This window comes from Kineothrix alysoides (genome assembly GCF_000732725.1).
GTDB classification, from domain to species: domain Bacteria; phylum Bacillota; class Clostridia; order Lachnospirales; family Lachnospiraceae; genus Kineothrix; species Kineothrix alysoides.
This window is the reverse complement of the sequence record NZ_JPNB01000001.1, coordinates 2,148,467-2,164,439: the sequence shown is the minus strand read 5'-3', so window position 1 is coordinate 2,164,439 and position 15,973 is coordinate 2,148,467. Positions and strand designations below refer to the sequence as shown.

16 protein-coding genes are annotated in these 15,973 nt (G+C 47.2%); all 16 read left to right on the top strand.

Features of this window, described 5'->3' with window-relative positions; genetic code table 11:
• Nucleotides 1-48: 48 nt before the first annotated feature.
• Nucleotides 49-1,566, top strand: coding sequence for a cobyric acid synthase (locus CC90_RS0110345; protein ID WP_031390696.1), 1,518 nt, complete (start codon nucleotides 49-51; stop codon nucleotides 1,564-1,566).
• Nucleotides 1,563-2,624: a nicotinate-nucleotide--dimethylbenzimidazole phosphoribosyltransferase gene (gene cobT / locus CC90_RS0110340; protein ID WP_031390695.1), complete on the top strand. Its 1,062-nt coding sequence runs from the start codon at nucleotides 1,563-1,565 to the stop codon at nucleotides 2,622-2,624. The genes CC90_RS0110345 and cobT overlap by 4 nt, the downstream gene beginning before the upstream one ends.
• A gap of 81 nt (nucleotides 2,625-2,705) precedes the next feature.
• The gene (locus CC90_RS0110335; protein ID WP_031390694.1) at nucleotides 2,706-3,239 is read left to right on the top strand and encodes a bifunctional adenosylcobinamide kinase/adenosylcobinamide-phosphate guanylyltransferase; all 534 of its coding nucleotides are present in this window, start codon (nucleotides 2,706-2,708) and stop codon (nucleotides 3,237-3,239) included.
• 1 nt (nucleotide 3,240) lies between these two features.
• Nucleotides 3,241-4,020 carry an adenosylcobinamide-GDP ribazoletransferase gene (locus CC90_RS0110330; protein ID WP_031390693.1) on the top strand — a complete coding sequence of 260 codons (780 nt, stop codon included), beginning with the start codon at nucleotides 3,241-3,243 and terminating at the stop codon, nucleotides 4,018-4,020.
• 114 nt (nucleotides 4,021-4,134) lie between these two features.
• The gene (locus CC90_RS0110325; protein ID WP_031390692.1) at nucleotides 4,135-4,518 is read left to right on the top strand and encodes a bifunctional adenosylcobinamide kinase/adenosylcobinamide-phosphate guanylyltransferase; all 384 of its coding nucleotides are present in this window, start codon (nucleotides 4,135-4,137) and stop codon (nucleotides 4,516-4,518) included.
• Nucleotides 4,515-5,099 carry a histidine phosphatase family protein gene (locus tag CC90_RS0110320; RefSeq protein WP_031390691.1) on the top strand — a complete coding sequence of 195 codons (585 nt, stop codon included), beginning with the start codon at nucleotides 4,515-4,517 and terminating at the stop codon, nucleotides 5,097-5,099. Before CC90_RS0110325 ends, CC90_RS0110320 begins: the two co-directional genes overlap by 4 nt.
• 19 nt (nucleotides 5,100-5,118) lie before the next feature.
• Nucleotides 5,119-6,102: an adenosylcobinamide-phosphate synthase CbiB gene (gene cbiB / locus CC90_RS0110315; protein WP_031390690.1), complete on the top strand. Its 984-nt coding sequence runs from the start codon at nucleotides 5,119-5,121 to the stop codon at nucleotides 6,100-6,102.
• Between the two features lie 137 nt (nucleotides 6,103-6,239).
• Nucleotides 6,240-7,301, top strand: a complete 1,062-nt coding sequence (locus tag CC90_RS0110310; protein ID WP_051869384.1) for a pyridoxal phosphate-dependent aminotransferase — start codon at nucleotides 6,240-6,242, stop codon at nucleotides 7,299-7,301.
• Nucleotides 7,294-7,929 (top strand): precorrin-8X methylmutase, encoded by a 636-nt coding sequence (locus CC90_RS0110305; RefSeq protein WP_031390688.1) that lies wholly within the window; start codon nucleotides 7,294-7,296, stop codon nucleotides 7,927-7,929. The genes CC90_RS0110310 and CC90_RS0110305 overlap by 8 nt, the downstream gene beginning before the upstream one ends.
• Before the next feature lie 3 nt (nucleotides 7,930-7,932).
• Nucleotides 7,933-9,054 carry a cobalt-precorrin-5B (C(1))-methyltransferase CbiD gene (cbiD, locus tag CC90_RS0110300; RefSeq protein WP_031390687.1) on the top strand — a complete coding sequence of 374 codons (1,122 nt, stop codon included), beginning with the start codon at nucleotides 7,933-7,935 and terminating at the stop codon, nucleotides 9,052-9,054.
• A gap of 72 nt (nucleotides 9,055-9,126) precedes the next feature.
• Complete coding sequence (gene cobM, locus CC90_RS0110295) at nucleotides 9,127-9,891, top strand: precorrin-4 C(11)-methyltransferase (protein WP_031390686.1); 765 nt, start codon at nucleotides 9,127-9,129, stop codon at nucleotides 9,889-9,891.
• Entirely contained in the window at nucleotides 9,815-11,011 is a 1,197-nt protein-coding gene (locus tag CC90_RS22310) for a cobalt-precorrin 5A hydrolase (RefSeq protein ID WP_051869383.1), read from the top strand. Before cobM ends, CC90_RS22310 begins: the two co-directional genes overlap by 77 nt.
• A complete protein-coding gene (cobJ, locus tag CC90_RS0110285) occupies nucleotides 11,001-11,732 on the top strand; it encodes a precorrin-3B C(17)-methyltransferase (RefSeq protein WP_031390684.1) in 732 nt (243 codons plus the stop codon). Before CC90_RS22310 ends, cobJ begins: the two co-directional genes overlap by 11 nt.
• Nucleotides 11,729-13,792, top strand: coding sequence for a precorrin-6A reductase (gene cobK / locus CC90_RS0110280; RefSeq protein WP_031390683.1), 2,064 nt, complete (start codon nucleotides 11,729-11,731; stop codon nucleotides 13,790-13,792). The genes cobJ and cobK overlap by 4 nt, the downstream gene beginning before the upstream one ends.
• On the top strand, nucleotides 13,779-15,155 hold the full coding sequence (locus tag CC90_RS0110275) for a cobyrinate a,c-diamide synthase (protein WP_031390682.1): 1,377 nt from the start codon (nucleotides 13,779-13,781) through the stop codon (nucleotides 15,153-15,155). Before cobK ends, CC90_RS0110275 begins: the two co-directional genes overlap by 14 nt.
• Nucleotides 15,142-15,960, top strand: coding sequence for a cobalt ECF transporter T component CbiQ (gene cbiQ / locus CC90_RS0110270; RefSeq protein ID WP_031390681.1), 819 nt, complete (start codon nucleotides 15,142-15,144; stop codon nucleotides 15,958-15,960). The genes CC90_RS0110275 and cbiQ overlap by 14 nt, the downstream gene beginning before the upstream one ends.
• Nucleotides 15,961-15,973 lie beyond the last annotated feature (13 nt).

The following is a 15,973-nucleotide window of genomic DNA, read 5'->3' as shown; positions in this document are numbered from 1 at the left end:
CTATGTCTTTTCTGCCTCCTTACCCATTTGTGGTAAGGAGGCTTTTTTATGTCCAAATCTATCATGATACAAGGAACTATGTCTAATGCAGGGAAAAGCCTGGTCGTTGCAGGCCTGTGCCGGATATTCAAGCAGGATGGTTTTATTGCGGCACCTTTTAAATCACAAAATATGGCTTTGAATTCTTATATTACGAAGGAGGGGCTGGAAATGGGACGGGCACAGGTCATGCAGGCGCAGGCCGCCGGTCTGGAACCTTCCGTGCTTATGAATCCCATCCTTCTTAAACCGACTAACGATATCGGCTCTCAGGTAATCGTAAATGGGGAAGTCTTTGGAAATATGAATGCAAGAGATTATTTCGCCTATAAAAAGCAGCTTATTCCGGTTATAAAAGCGGCTTATGATAAACTGCAAGAAACTGCAGAAATTATCGTAATTGAAGGTGCCGGCAGTCCGGCGGAAATAAATCTAAAGGAAAACGATATTGTAAATATGGGATTGGCGAAGCTGGTAGATGCCCCCGTATTATTAGTAGGGGACATCGATAGAGGCGGGGTCTTCGCACAGCTTCTCGGAACCCTGATGCTTTTGGAAAAGGAAGAGCAGGAGAGAGTAAAGGGACTGATCATTAACAAGTTCAGAGGTGATAAAACAATACTCGATCCGGGTATAAGCATGTTGGAGGAAAAAGGCGGAAAACCGGTGGTGGGAGTTGTTCCTTATATGGATATTTCTATTGAGGATGAAGACAGTCTGACCACCCGCTTCGAGAAAAAGGAAAAAGCTTTGATAGATATAGCGGTTATCCGGTTTCCGAGAATTTCCAACTTTACGGATTTCGACAGATTCGAGCAGTTAGAGGATGTTTCCGTAAGATATGTGAGAAGCGTCACAGAGCTTGGTAAGCCCGATATGATTGTGCTTCCCGGAAGTAAGAATACGATGGGAGATTTAAACTGGATGCGTCAGAGCGGTTTGGAAGCGGCAATTAAAAAGCTGTCCGAAAGCTGCATCGTATTCGGTATCTGCGGCGGATATCAGATGTTAGGGAAGAGCATTTCCGATCCTTTTTTCGTGGAGGAAGGGGGAAATATAAGAGGAATGGAGCTGCTTCCGATAGATACCGTAATAGAGAAAGACAAAATAAGAAAGCAGGTAACGGGAAGCTTCTATCATGTGGGAGGGGAACTTTCCATACTTTCCGGTATGACAATAGAAGGCTATGAAATACATATGGGTGTAAGCCGCGGGGGACCGGAAGTTTCTGTGCTCAGCCTCCTTACGGATAAAAAAGACGGCAGAGACAAGGCGGACGGCGCTTTTCAAAACAATGTATACGGCACTTACGTACATGGGATTTTTGATCATGGAGAAATCGCGCCTGCAATCGTAAAAGGTCTGGCAGAGAAAAAAGGAATCGCTTATGACAGCGGAACGCCCATGGATCATGAAGCGTTCAGGGAGACGCAGTATGATAAGCTGGCGAAGGTACTCCGGGAATACTTGGATATGGATTACATTTATGATTTATTGGGAGTAAAGCATAAGAGGGCGAACAGGTGACGGAAAAAGAATTAAAGTGCCTGAAAGTTGACGGGCCGGATGTGGAAATCGAAAGAAAGATCAAGGAAATCTGGGATGGTATTGCAAAGCCGCTTGACGGTCTGGGGCAGTTCGAAACGATGATTGCCCGCATAGGAGCAATTGCGGGCGATACCCGAATCGATATCTCATCAAAAGCGGTTATTGTTCTATGTGCGGATAACGGAATCGTTGAGGAAGGAATCAGCCAGACCGGCCAGGAAGTAACGGCTCGGGTCGCCGAGAGCATGGGGAGAGGCGAAAGCAGCGTGTGCAGGATGGCAAAGGCAGCCGGAGCGGATGTGATAGCAGTGGATATAGGAATCAATTCCAAGATAAGCGGGGCTGGTATTGTAGATAGGAAAATCTCCTGCGGAACAAGAAACTTTTTAAAAGAGCCTGCCATGACAAAAGAAGAGACACTGCGGGCTGTTGTGGTAGGAATGGAGCTGGTAAAGGACTGTAAGAGAAAAGGATATGCTCTTCTAGCCACCGGCGAAATGGGTATCGGAAATACTACCACCAGCGCTGCGGTGACGGCAGCACTTTTGGGATGCCGGGCGGAGGATATTGCAGGAAGGGGAGCGGGGCTGAGCAATGAGGGATTAAGCCGTAAGTATGAGGTGATCAACAGTGCTTTGGAAAAATACCGGTTTCAAATGACGGACGTTCTGAGCATACTGGCAGCAGTCGGGGGCTTGGATATCGCGGGGCTCACCGGCATATTTATCGGCGGAGGGCTGTACCGTGTGCCGATAGTGATGGACGGCTCTATCAGTGCGGCGGCAGCGCTGGCCGCACAGCGGCTGGTACCCGGCATAAAAGAATTTATTATTCCTTCCCATGTAAGCAGGGAACCTGCCGCCGGAAGAATTATGGAGGAGCTGGGACTGCATCCGGTTATCGACGGAAAAATGGCACTGGGTGAGGGAACCGGCGCAGTAATGATGTTTTCGCTTTTGGATATTGCCCTATCCGTTTATGCGAACAGGACAGGGTTTCAGGATATCAGTGTACAGCAATATGTACGTTTTGATTAATTCAGGTAAGCCTATGAATCCGAGCAGACTAATTCATTCGGACAAGCCGGAGATTTTATAATGAGAAAAGGGAGTTGGAAAATGATAATTGTCATATCCGGTGGCAGCGGCAGTGGAAAATCTGCCTATGCGGAGAAGAAAATACTATCATTAAGGGAGTCAGAGCCGCTCTACTATCTGGCGACTATGCAAATATATGACGGAGAAGGCAAAAAGAAAGTGGAGAGACACCGTACACTGAGAGAGGGAAAGGGCTTTATCACAATAGAGCAGCCGTTAAACGTTGGGGAAGCAGCATATGCAGTAGAAGGGCGTGCGTCGGTACTGCTCGAATGTATGTCCAATCTGACTGCAAATGAAATGTTTATAAATGCGGGAACCGGGCTGCCGGAAGGCTTACAAGCAGAAGCACGTGTGATGGACGGAGTACGGAGGCTTGCAAAGAGGACAAAGCATCTGGTCATTGTGACCAACAACGTATTTGAGGACGGAAAGCGCTATGACGAAGGGACCATGCGGTATATAGAGACGCTGGGACGGATTAATTGCAGGCTGGCAGAGATTGCGGACGAGGTGACAGAGGTAGTTGCGGGAATACCCGTAGAGGTGAAATGATATGTTTTTAATAAAAGCTATGGGAATTGCTTTTTCTATGTTTTCTGTCATTCCGGTTCCCCAGTTTGAATGGAAGGAAAAGGAAATGAAATATATGATTGCTTTTTTCCCTTTGGTCGGTGTGGTAATCGGAGGTGCGGTCTATTTATGGGCCATGCTCTGTCAGGCCTTGGGAATGAGCAAAGGCTGTTTCGTCCTTATCGGAACGGCCCTTCCAATCGTTATTTCCGGAGGAATCCATGTGGACGGTTATATGGATACGATGGATGCACTTCATTCTTACGCAGATAGGGAGAAGAAGCTGGCAATATTGAAGGATGCTCATGTGGGAGCATTTTCAGTCATTCTGTTACTTGTATATTATCTTATATATATAGGCGCATATTTGGAAATCGAGGGAATGAAGGCCGTAGGACTTTTGGCAGCAGGCTTTTATCTTTCCCGAATTCTCAGCGGAATCGGTGCGGTGACTTTTACATGTGCCAAGAGAGATGGCTTGTTGTATACCTTTTCCAGCAGTGCACAGAAAAGGCTGGTAAGGATACTCCTGTATTTGCAGCTTGTGTTTTGCGGCGCAGTGATGCTTTTTTTATCGAAAGGTATAGGCACTGCGGCAATTCTGCTGAGTCTGCTAACACTTTTTTATCACTGGAAAAAATGTAAAAAGGAATTCGGGGGAGTCACAGGAGATACTTCGGGATATTTTACGATACTTTGTGAAGGTACTATTATGTTAACTGTTTCGATAGGCTGCATACTGATGAGAGGATGGGCACTATAGTGTGAAGCTGTGCTGCCGAAGTATTCGGTTGCGAGAATGTGCTAAGCACACTTTTGTTCATCAATTGCTGCCGGGAAGCCGAAGGCTGAATCGTAACGGATAGGAGGCAGACGGATGGAATTGTATATAGGCGGATATGCCCAGGGGAAGCTGGATTATGTGTTGAAAAAAAGTGGCTGTGGGTTAGATAGTGTGGTGGATGGAGCGTTGGAAGATTTCGCAGATATCGGACAGGGAAAAGAAATCATAAACCACTTTCATGAATGGTTCTTCTTGAAGCTTCAGCAAAAAGAAGAGCCGGAAAAAATAATAAAGCAGATACTCTCAAAGCGTAAGGACCTGATTATTATCAGCAACGAAGTGGGCTGCGGCATCGTGCCTATGGAGGAAACGCAGCGGGAATACCGGGAGAGGCTTGGCAGATGCCTATGCGATATTGCTGAAAAGGCAGACAGGGTTGAGAGGATTATAAGCGGATTGGGGCAAAAAATTAAATGAGGCTGCTATTGATACGCCACGGAGCTACGAAAGCAAACGAAGAAGGAAGATATGTCGGCGGAAGAACGGAAGAAGCTCTTACCGAAGGCGGAAAGAGGCACATATTGGGAGAAAAAACGAGGGGGAAATATCCCTCGGCACAAGTTCTTGCTTCCAGCCCGATGAAACGATGCCTTGAGACCGCAAAACTGATTTATGAAAGAGAGCCAGCCATTGTAATAGAGGAATGGCGGGAAATAAATTTCGGAAGCTTTGAGGGAAAGAATTATGAAGAATTAAGAAACGATACCTGCTACCGGAAATGGCTGGACAGCAATGGGGTACTGCCCTGCCCGCAGGGAGAGAGCAGAGAAGAATTCATAGAAAGATGCAGCAAAGGTTTTGTGAAATTATGCGGATATATGAAAGCAGAATGTGCAGAAACTGCCGCCGCCGTCGTCCATGGAGGAACGATTATGGCTGTGCTCAGTTCGTTTGGAAAGGGAGAGTATTACGACTTCCAATGTAAAAATGCAGAAGGCTATTGTCTCGAAGTTTTCATAGATGGAGAACTACGGATAGAGAACATTCAGAAGTTATGAGGAGGACGAAGTGCGGGAGATGATACTGTACCATATATTAGGCTTTTTCGTCGGATTTGTTTTGGATCTTATACTGGGAGATCCCTATTGGCTTCCTCATCCGGTTAGGGCCATCGGCAAATTAATCGCTAAGCTGGAAGCAGGGCTGCTCAGGAAAAAGGATGGAACGGCTAAAACGCAAGAAGAGGAACGAAAGGCTGGAAGAATTCTCGTAATTACGGTTTTAACATTGACAGGGGGCATTTCCTTCTTGATTCTATGCATAGCCTATATGCTGCATCCTGTTTTAGGAATTGTTACGGAAAGCATTATGAGTTATCAAGTCCTTGCTGCGAAGTGCTTGAAACAGGAGAGCATGAAGGTTTACGCGAGGCTTAAGGAAAAAGATTTACCCGGGGCAAGGAAAGCGGTCTCCATGATTGTAGGAAGAGATACGGATATCCTGGATGAAACGGGAGTCGCAAAAGCGGCCATAGAAACGGTGGCGGAGAACCTTTCCGACGGAGTCATAGCGCCCATGCTTTATCTGGCCGCCTTTGGCCCGGTTCTGGGACTTTTATACAAGGCGGTCAATACGATGGATTCCATGGTTGGATATAAGAACGAAAAATATCTTCATTTCGGAAGAGCGGCCGCTAAGCTGGACGATGGGTTCAATTATGTTCCGGCAAGGATTAGCGCTGTACTGATGATTGCCGCTGCTTTTCTGGCAGGCAAGGACTTTAACGAAAGGCGGGCGCTTATGATTTACAAAAGGGATAGGTATAATCATGCCAGTCCTAATTCCGCGCAGACGGAGGCAGTCCTCGCCGGAGCGCTGGGAATCAGGATAGCCGGAGATGCCAGCTATTTTGGGAAAACAATAGAAAAGCCGTATATAGGAGATGAGGTGCGCGCCGTGGAATACGAGGATATTGTGAGGGCGAATAAGCTCCTATACATATCGGCAGCCTTATGTCAGGGCATTTGTCTGCTGCTTATGCTTGTAGCCTATTATATATAAAAGTTACACTGAGCGGGATGCGTATGAAGCTGAACCGGAAGAAGCTGTTGTGGCGGCAGTGAACCAGCCCCTGTACCTGATAAGTCAGACACTTTTTGCACGATAGACAAAAATAAAAGGAAATGGATGAAAGAGATATGGCGATTCATGGAGGAGATATTTATCGAAAGGAAATAAATATTGATTTTTCCGTAAATATCAATCCCCTCGGCATGCCAAAGGGGGTGGAAGAAGCTCTGCGGGAATCTTTGTCAGCCTGCGGAAGGTATCCTGATATCCGGGCACAGGAGCTGAGGGATGCCATTGAAAGGATGAGCGGAGTAAATGAGCGGCATATTCTTTGCGGAAACGGAGCATCGGAGCTGTTTCTTGCAATCGTACATGGGATAAAGCCAAAGAAAATCATGATTCCGGTGCCTTCCTTTTATGGCTATGAGCATGCGGCGAGAGCGGCAGGAAGTGAAATCATTTTTTATGAGATGCAAGAGGAAGCAGGTTTTTGTTTGCAGCCGGATTTTCTGGAGATTTTGAGGGAGGAAACGGATTTACTCTTTTTGGCAAACCCCAATAATCCTGTGGGCAATATGATAAATAGCGGCCTGCTGGAGAAGATTTTAAGAACATGTCTGGAAAAAGACATAGTGCTGGTTGTGGATGAATGCTTTTTGGAATTTACGGGTGAGGATATCAAAAGGTCATTAAAGTCACAATTGGAGGAATACCCTAATCTAATCGTAGTCCGCTCATTCACTAAGATTTTCGCCATGCCGGGCGTAAGGCTCGGATATTTGTTTTGCAGTAATCGGGGCATGCTGGAGCGGATCGGAGAACAACTGCCGGAATGGAATCTGTCCGTATTGGCCCAAGCGGCAGGAATACAAGCGTGCAAGGAAACGGAGTATGTGCAAAGGACAGCGGGACTTGTGAAAAGAGAACGGGAATACATGAGGGCTGAACTTAAGAAAACAGGAATAATGGTATTTCCTTCCGAAGCGGATTATTTGCTTATATATTCTTCTCTGCCCCTATATGAGAAGCTTTTGGAGCATAAGATACTGATTCGTGACTGCAGCAACTTCAAGGGAATGAGAAAAGGATTTTACCGGTTGGCGGTAAAGAGCCATGAGGAAAATGAAGTATTGCTTCATGCGGTACGAAAAATAGAGGAAGAGAACAGAGTAAGGAGTAAGGATGAGTGAGTTGGAATTTGTTCTTCCGGAAGAAATAGAGAAGCGAAGCTTTGAGATTATTTCAAGGGAGCTTAAGGATAGAAATATACTTTTGAAGAAGGAACAGGAAATGGTAATAAAGCGCGTGATCCATACAAGTGCCGATTTCGAGTATGCGGATACCATGACCTTTTCAGCAAACGCGGTAGACAAAGCGAAGGCGCTGGTTCGAAACGGCGCGCATATCGTAACGGATACCAATATGGCGCTTGCCGGAATCAATAAAAAGATATTGGAAGGCTTTGGCGGCGAAGCGCACTGCTTTATGGCCGAGGAGAGAACTGCGAAGCTGGCGAAGGAAAACAATACGACCAGAGCGGCGGTGAGCATGGAGCTGGCGGCAGAGATTGGCAAGCCCCTGATCTTCGCGATAGGAAATGCCCCTACCGCTCTTGTACGGTTGTATGAAATGATAGAAACCAAGACACTGATACCGGACTTCATCATCGGTGTTCCGGTGGGCTTCGTCAACGTGGTGCCGGCCAAGGAGCTGATTATGAGTACGGAGGTTCCCCATATCGTCAACCGGGGCAGGAAGGGTGGAAGTAATGTAGCAGCAGCCATCTGCAACGCTATTTTATACGAATTGGTGAGGTAAGTGATGAGATATGGCTTTACGACGGGAAGCTGCGCTGCGGCAGCAGCTAAGGCAGCAGCCTACATGCTGTTGACCGGCAAGCAAAAAACGAATATTACAATCGACACTCCAAAGGGAATTGTTTATAAGGCTTCCATAGAAGAAATTTCCAGAGAGGAGGCGCGGGTTTTCTGTGCCGTGAGAAAGGATGGAGGGGACGATCCGGACATTACCACGGGGGCTCTTGTATTTGCGGAAGTTTCCATAGCAGCTGACGGTGCGAAGGACAAGAGAGGGCGCATTTTCATCGATGGAGGAATGGGAGTCGGAAGGGTAACGAAACCGGGATTGGATCAGCCGGTGGGAAACGCGGCAATCAACCATGTTCCCCGGGAGATGATAGAGAGGGAAGTGCTTCAGGTATGTGAACTTGCTGATTTCAAGGGCTGCCTGTCCGTTATCATTTCGGTGCCGGAAGGAGAGGCTTTGGCGGGCAGAACTTTTAATCCCCGCCTGGGAATTCAGGGAGGTATCTCCATCCTTGGAACCACAGGAATCGTAGAACCTATGAGCAGTAAGGCGTTGCTGGATACCATTCGTACGGAGCTAAGTGTGAAGAGAGCGTCAGGCGCGGAGGCAGTAGCGGTATCGCCGGGTAACTATGGCCTCGATTTTATGAAGCGGGCCTATGGATATGATTTGGATAAAAGTGTGAAGTGCAGCAATTTTATCGGCGATACCATCGATATGGCGGCAGAAGCGGGCTTTCAGGAAATGCTTTTGACCGGGCATATCGGGAAGCTGATCAAGCTTTCAGGAGGAATGATGAACACTCATTCCAAGGAAGGAGACTGCCGGATGGAGCTGCTTGCGGCGGCGGGAATCGCGGCGGGTATAGACGCCGGGGCGGCAAAGGAAATTTTAAGCTGCGTGGCCACGGAGTCGGCCGTTTCCGTCTTGCAGACTGCCGGAAGGCTTAAGCCTGCAATGGACATTGTGATGGAAAAGGCACAGGGATATTTAGCGAGGAGGGCGGATGGCCGGCTTCGTATAGAATGTATTATGTACGCCAATGATTACGGCGAGCTGGTAAGGAGCGAAGGGGCGCAGGAATTGCTCTTTAAGATAAAAAGTCAGGAGTTATAGTAATCACTTTTTTTCTTGCTATAGAACTTAAGGATAAATAACAATCGAAAATGAAAAGGAGAGGCAGGCACTATGGTTTATTTTGTGGGAGCGGGAACCGGGGCGCCGGATCTGATCACGGTAAGAGGGAAGCGCTTGCTTGAGGAGGCAGATGTGATAATTTATGCGGGCTCTTTGGTAAATCCCGAGCTGTTAAGCTATGGGAAAGAGAACTGCAGCATTTATAACAGCGCAGAAATGACCTTGGAGGAAGTGATGGAGGTCATGAAAGCTGCCGAAAAGGAAGGAAAGAAAACGGTAAGGTTACATACGGGCGACCCCAGCATCTATGGTGCGGTTCGCGAGCAGATGGATATTTTAGAGGAATGGAACATTCCTTATGAAAGCTGTCCCGGTGTCAGTGCCTGTTTCGGAGCGGCCGCTTCTTTGAATTTGGAATATACGCTGCCTGGGATTTCCCAAAGTTTGATCATCACGAGGATGGAGGGAAAAACTGCTGTTCCTGCGGAGGAAAGCATTGAAAGCTTCGCAGCGCACCAAGCCTCCATGGCAGTTTATCTAAGCAGCGGAATGACCGGGGAATTGAGCAGACGCCTCATAGCGGGCGGTTACAGTGAAAAGACGCCCGCAGCCATTGTATACAAGGCAACATGGCCGGAGGAAAAAAAGTATATCTGTACGGTGGGAACTTTGGAGGAGACGGCGAAAGCCTATGGGATTACAAAAACAGCATTGATTCTTGTAGGAGACGTTATCGCCCATGAGAGATATAAACGGTCCAGATTGTATGCACCGGATTTTGAAACAGAATTTCGAGGGAGAAGAAGTGGAACGTAAGAGTGTCAGCATAATCAGCTTTACGGAACGGGGGATGAAGCTGTCGGAGGAATTGAAGGATAGAACGAAGGAGAGCATTCATGCTTCCTTGTACACGAAGTGGGGCAAATACCCTGAAGACAATCATAGAAGTCAATCGAGTCTGCCCTTGCCCCCTTGCCTTCATGAGAATAAATATGCAGGCAAAGAAGCAGAAGTAACCTTCTGTGAAGAAAGCCTTTTTGCGTGGACACGAAACCGCTTTTTTTATAAACAGCCGATTATCTTCATAGGGGCCTGCGGCATTGCGGTGCGGGCAATTGCCCCTCTTGTAAGGGACAAGCTGCAGGACATCCCCGTGCTTGTCGTGGATGAGGCAGGGAGGTTTGTTATTCCGCTTTTGTCCGGGCACTTTGGAGGTGCCAATGAGCTGGCGGAGGAAATCGCTGGGATTGTGGGAATGAGCGCCGTCATCACTACGGCAACGGATGTAAACCAATTGTTCGCGGTAGATGTATTTGCCAGACACAATCACCTTGCTATCTGCAATAGAGAAGGCATAAAAGAAATATCTGCGGCTATTCTTGCAAAAGAAAAAGTGACCTTTGCAATCGATGGAATCTATGAGGGAAGACTGCCGGAAGGACTTACCTTTGCAAAGCCGGAGGAAAGGCATGTTTCCATCTTTCTGTCTCCTTATGAAAAAGAGGAAAGGACAGCGATGCTGTACCTTGTCCCCCGGGTCTTTGTAATAGGGATCGGATGCAGACGAGGAAAGACAGCGGCTGAAATAGAGGCGGAAATAGATAAATATCTGAGACAGGCAAGGATAAGAATAGAAGCGGTTTCGGGCATTGCATCCATCGATGTGAAGAAGGATGAGAAGGGGCTTTGTGAGCTTTCAGAAAAATATGGCTGGAACTTTCAGACCTTTTCTAAAGAGGAATTAGAAAGTGTTCCAGGGAATTACAAGGCTTCTTCTTTTGTGAAGTCTATGGTTGGTGTGGATAATGTCTGCGAGAGGGCCGCTATGGCGGCTTGCAAAGAAGATGCAGGATTGGTGCTTGGCAAGCAGGCACAAAATGGAGTGACGGTAGCAATAGCGGTGAGAAAATGGAGTGTATCATTCGATGAAGCATAAAATTTATGTAGTGGGAATAGGGCCGGGCAGTGAAGAAATGATGAGCGTTCAGGCAATACGTATATTAGAGGAGTGCGATGTCATTGTCGGATATCCTGTTTATTTGAACCTGCTTAAGGAGCGCTTCGGGCATAAGGAGTTTCTTTCCACTCCCATGCGGCAGGAGGCAGAGAGGTGTCTGCTATGCTTCGCGGAAGCGGGAAAAGGGAAAAAGACGGCGCTGGTATGCAGCGGCGACGCGGGAGTATATGGCATGGCTTCGCTGATGTATGAAATCGGAGGAGCATACCCCGATTGTGAGCTTGTGATCATTCCGGGAATTACGGCGGCCAACAGCGGTGCAGCAGTGCTGGGAGCTCCGTTAAATCATGACTACTGCGTCATAAGTCTAAGTGATTTATTGACCCCTTGGGAAAAAATAGAAAAAAGGCTGCGCGCAGCGGCTGAGGGCGATTTCTGCATAGCCTTATATAATCCGGCCAGCCATAAAAGAGCGGACTATTTAAAAAAGGCCTGCGAGATTTTATTGGAGGTGCTTGAAGAAGAAAGAGCCTGCGGTTTTGTGGAAAATATCGGGCGAGAGGGAACAAAAGTTACCGTATGTTCCCTTAAGGAGCTTTCAGACGCACAGGTGAATATGTTCACTACCGTCTTCATCGGAAACTCTCAAACCGAAAGGAGAGAGGACAAGCTGATTACGAAAAGAGGATACCGGCTATGAAGCGAGAGAGAAAACAAATTCTCATATTCGGCGGAACGACAGAAGGAAGAAGGTTGGCGGAAACTATGTGTGCAGCAGGTTTCTTTTGTACGGTATCCGTAGCGACACAGTATGGGGAACAGGTTATGGAGGAAATGCCATTTCTCACGCTCCATAGGGGGAGGCTGGATGCCGGACAAATGGAGGAATTTATAAAAGAAGGCGGATTCTTTGCGGTCGTGGATGCCACTCACCCTTTTGCTGTGGAGGTATCCGAAAATATACGTAAGAGCCTTTCCAGCATGTCCCTGCCCTATATTCGTCTGAAAAGAGACACGGATATGAGCGAAAAGCAGAAGGAGCGGCTTCTTTGGTTTCGTGATATGGAGTCTTGCGGGAAGGCTCTGCAGGAAACGACAGGAAATATACTTCTGACTACAGGAAGCAAGGATTTGGCAGCTTTTAGCAACGAGGAATTGAAAAAGCGCCTTTATGTAAGGGTTCTTCCAAACGAAGAAAGCATAGCTCTTTGTGAAAAGCAGGGAATTTGTGGAAAGCAGATCATAGCTATGCAGGGGCCTTTTTCCACAGAAATGAACGAGGCGATCACAAGGCAATTTCACATATCGTATCTGGTGACGAAGGAAAGCGGAAATACCGGAGGCTTTTTCGAAAAAATAAGGGCAGCCGGCAATGCCGGGATACCGGTAATGGTAATTGGCAATCCGGAGAAGGAGGAGCAGGGATTTTCTTTCGAAGAGGTGGCAGAGGAAATATACCGGTTGTCGGGAGAAACGCCAAGGGGTCCGAAGCTGAAGATATCCCTGATAGGAATGGGAATGGGAGCGTATGACCTTCTGACCCTTGAAGCGAAAGAGAAGATACAACGTGCGGAGGTGATTTTCGGTGCGCAGCGGCTGCTTGAAGAAGTAGGAGAAGAAAAAGAGAAGTATCCGCATTATCTGGCGGCAGATATTATTCCGCAGTTGACAAAGATAGTAAAAGAGGGAAACAGGTACAGCCCTTGCATGGAAGCTGCAGTTCTTTTTTCCGGAGATACCGGATTTTACAGCGGTGCATCAAAGCTCTATGAAGAGTTAAAAAGAGATTTAAAAGAAAAACGACTGGAAGCGGATATCGAAGTACTGACCGGAATATCCTCCATGTCCTATCTGGCCGCCAAAGCCGGAATGAGCTGGCAGGATGCTGTCGTTGTAAGCCTTCATGGCAGGAAAGCAAATATCATGGAAACGGTGAGACGGGAGAAAAAGACTTTTGTGCTTGTTTCCGGACTTATAGATATGAAACATTTAGGGGAACTGTTTGCCGGCGAAGAATGGCGTGAACTAAGGATTACCGCGGGATACCGGCTTTCTTATCCGGAAGAGGAAATCATGGAGCTTACGCCGTCCATGTGCGGGAACTTGAAAAAGGAAGGCCTTTATTGCTGCTTTATAGAGAACAGCAGGGCGGCAGATCAGGTAATTTCCCATGGATTGAAGGATGCTTCGTTTCTTAGGGGAAGGACTCCGATGACAAAAGAGGAGGTAAGGGAGGTTTCCATTTGTAAGCTGGGACTTAAGCCAAACGCCATTATCTATGATGTGGGAAGCGGAACCGGCTCCGTCTCGATAGAATGCGCCCGCTTGTCCGAGGATATACGAGTGTACGCCATAGAAAGAGATAGAGAGGCAGTAAAGCTGATTGGGAAAAACAGTGACCTTTTCGGGCTTACCAATATTGAGGTCATCGAAGCGGAAGCTCCGGAGGGATTCGAAGACCTTCCCGCACCGACCCATGCGTTTATCGGAGGCAGCGGAGGCCGGATGAGAGAGATTCTGACGGCCTTATATGGGAAGAATCCATTTCTCAGAGTGGTGATAAATGCAATTACGTTGGAAACTTTGGGCGAGATAACCGGCTTGCTGGAGCAATTCCCGGTAGAGGAAGAGGACATCGTTCAGGTACAGATAAACCGGGCGAAAAAAGCAGGGCCGTATCATTTGATGCAGGCGGAAAATCCTGTTTATATTATTTCATTCAATTTTCATGAGGGACTGACAGAAAATGAGAACACCTAGAATTATGATTGCTGCCACGGGAAGCGGGAGCGGTAAGACAACGGTAACCTGTGCACTTTTGCAGGCAATCGTCGATATGGGGAAAACGGCGGCAGCGTTTAAGTGCGGGCCGGATTACATAGACCCGATGTTTCATAAAAGAGTATTGGGGATTCCATCTAAAAACCTTGATACTTATTTTACGGAGGATGGACTTACGAGGGCACTTTTTCTGGAGGATGCAGCCGGAAAGGATATTTCTGTTATTGAAGGAGTCATGGGGCTTTTCGATGGTCTTTTGGGAATAAGAGAGGAGGCTTCCTCCTATCATTTGGCAAAGGTGACGAAAACCCCCATTGTTCTGGTCGTAGATGCTCATGGGATGGGAAGGTCACTGATTCCCCTTATCGCCGGATTTCTGCAATACGACAGCGAGCATTTGATCGGCGGAGTCATTTTGAATAAAATCACGAAAATGTTTTATGAAATAATCAGGCCGGAAATTGAAAAAGAGCTGCCCGTTAAAGTAATCGGTTATTTTCCTTTACAGACGGATTTGAATATAGAGAGCAGGCATTTAGGATTGAAACTTCCTGAGGAAACGAAAAGTTTACAATGCCGGATAAAAAGGGCAGCCGAGGTTTTGAAGGATTCTGTAGATATGGAGGCGCTTTTTTCTCTTTCGAAAGAAGCGGAGGAGATGGAAGGAAAAACGCCTCTTTCTCATACGCCATGGATGTCCGGAAAGCAGCAAGTATCTATCGGAATAGCGATGGATGAAGCCTTTTGTTTTTATTATGAGGATAATTTGAGGCTGCTGCAAAGAGCAGGGGCGCGACTCGTACCGTTTTCACCCTTGCGGGATAAGAGTCTTCCGGAGGGAATCGGAGGCTTTCTCCTGGGCGGAGGTTATCCCGAGCTGCATGCAGCGACGCTCGCCGGAAATGAAGAGATAAGAAAGTCCGTGCTGTGTGCGGTAAGAGAAGGTATGCCTTCCCTTGCGGAGTGCGGCGGCTTTATGTATTTGCACGAGAGAATGGAGGATACAGAGAAGCAAAGTTATCCGATGGTGGGCGCATTGGAAGGAGAATGTCATTATACCGGAAAGCTGGTACGGTTCGGTTATATCGAAGTGGCGGAGGAGAAGAATCATTTTCTGGGAGAGAACGAGGGGATAAAAGGGCATGAGTTTCATTATTTCGACAGCACGAATAACGGAACATCGTGTACCGCAAAAAAGCCGGCATCCAATAGGAGCTGGGAATGTGTTCATACGACGAAAAACTGTTGGTGGGGATTTCCCCATTTGTATTATTATGCGAACCCTCAATATGTTTATCATTTTATGGAAAGGGCGGTGGAATACGCAAATGGAAAGAGATAGAAAAAAGGTGCATCGCCACGGTCATCATGGCCGTCATCGGCACGTGTCCATCGATAGCTATGCTTATATTTCAGGACTGAAAGAGTGGAATACACCGTATAAGGTTAGCTTTGCGCTGCTGGCAATCCTCGCGGTCATTACGGCGGATTCTCCTGCGGTTTCCATTATGACAATGGTCTTTATGGGAGGGCTTTCTATAGGAGCGGGAAGGATTAAGTCAGGGGATTACTTCAGACTAATGCTCGTCCCTGCTGCTTTTATCATTACGGGAGGAATTGCTGTTTTAATACAGGTCGGCACAGGAGCGGAGAGTCTGCTTCGGATTCCTTTTTTCAACACCAATCTTTATATTACTAAGGAAAGTCTCGGACAATCCCTGGGACTTTTCGGCAAAGCCTTCGGTGCGGTAAGCGCTCTTTATATGCTGGCACTTTCTACGCCAATGGGAGAAATTATTTCGACCTTGGGCAAGGTTAAAGTTCCCTCTGTTATATTGGAACTGATGCACTTAATTTACCGTTATATCTTTATTCTTTTGGAAACGAACGCAGGGCAGAAGGAGGCGGCACAGTCCAGACTGGGTTACTGCGATATGAAGACCTCTTTTCGCACCTTTGGCGGTGAATTGGCTAATCTTTTGATCCTTTCGATGAAAAAATCGGGGGAATATTATGACGCCCTGGAGTCCAGAGGATATGAGGGAAACTGTCTTTTCTGGGAGGAGAAGAAAAAGCTGATGAAGAAGCAGGTGTTTTGGGGAGCCGCCTATGTGGGGGCGGCAGTTATTCTGCTTATCTTATTTTAAATGCAAAGCGTGG

Coding starts and splice junctions, on each gene's coding strand:
- CC90_RS0110305 (WP_031390688.1), top strand. CDS start 7,294: ATGAGTGAGTTGGAATTTGTTCTTCCGGAAGAAATAGAGAAGCGAAGC.
- cobK (WP_031390683.1), top strand. CDS start 11,729: ATGAAGCGAGAGAGAAAACAAATTCTCATATTCGGCGGAACGACAGAA.
- CC90_RS0110275 (WP_031390682.1), top strand. CDS start 13,779: ATGAGAACACCTAGAATTATGATTGCTGCCACGGGAAGCGGGAGCGGT.
- cobM (WP_031390686.1), top strand. CDS start 9,127: ATGGTTTATTTTGTGGGAGCGGGAACCGGGGCGCCGGATCTGATCACG.
- CC90_RS0110310 (WP_051869384.1), top strand. CDS start 6,240: ATGGCGATTCATGGAGGAGATATTTATCGAAAGGAAATAAATATTGAT.
- cobJ (WP_031390684.1), top strand. CDS start 11,001: ATGAAGCATAAAATTTATGTAGTGGGAATAGGGCCGGGCAGTGAAGAA.
- CC90_RS0110320 (WP_031390691.1), top strand. CDS start 4,515: ATGAGGCTGCTATTGATACGCCACGGAGCTACGAAAGCAAACGAAGAA.
- CC90_RS22310 (WP_051869383.1), top strand. CDS start 9,815: ATGAGAGATATAAACGGTCCAGATTGTATGCACCGGATTTTGAAACAG.
- CC90_RS0110330 (WP_031390693.1), top strand. CDS start 3,241: ATGTTTTTAATAAAAGCTATGGGAATTGCTTTTTCTATGTTTTCTGTC.
- CC90_RS0110335 (WP_031390694.1), top strand. CDS start 2,706: ATGATAATTGTCATATCCGGTGGCAGCGGCAGTGGAAAATCTGCCTAT.
- cbiQ (WP_031390681.1), top strand. CDS start 15,142: ATGGAAAGAGATAGAAAAAAGGTGCATCGCCACGGTCATCATGGCCGT.
- CC90_RS0110345 (WP_031390696.1), top strand. CDS start 49: ATGTCCAAATCTATCATGATACAAGGAACTATGTCTAATGCAGGGAAA.
- cbiD (WP_031390687.1), top strand. CDS start 7,933: ATGAGATATGGCTTTACGACGGGAAGCTGCGCTGCGGCAGCAGCTAAG.
- CC90_RS0110325 (WP_031390692.1), top strand. CDS start 4,135: ATGGAATTGTATATAGGCGGATATGCCCAGGGGAAGCTGGATTATGTG.
- cbiB (WP_031390690.1), top strand. CDS start 5,119: ATGATACTGTACCATATATTAGGCTTTTTCGTCGGATTTGTTTTGGAT.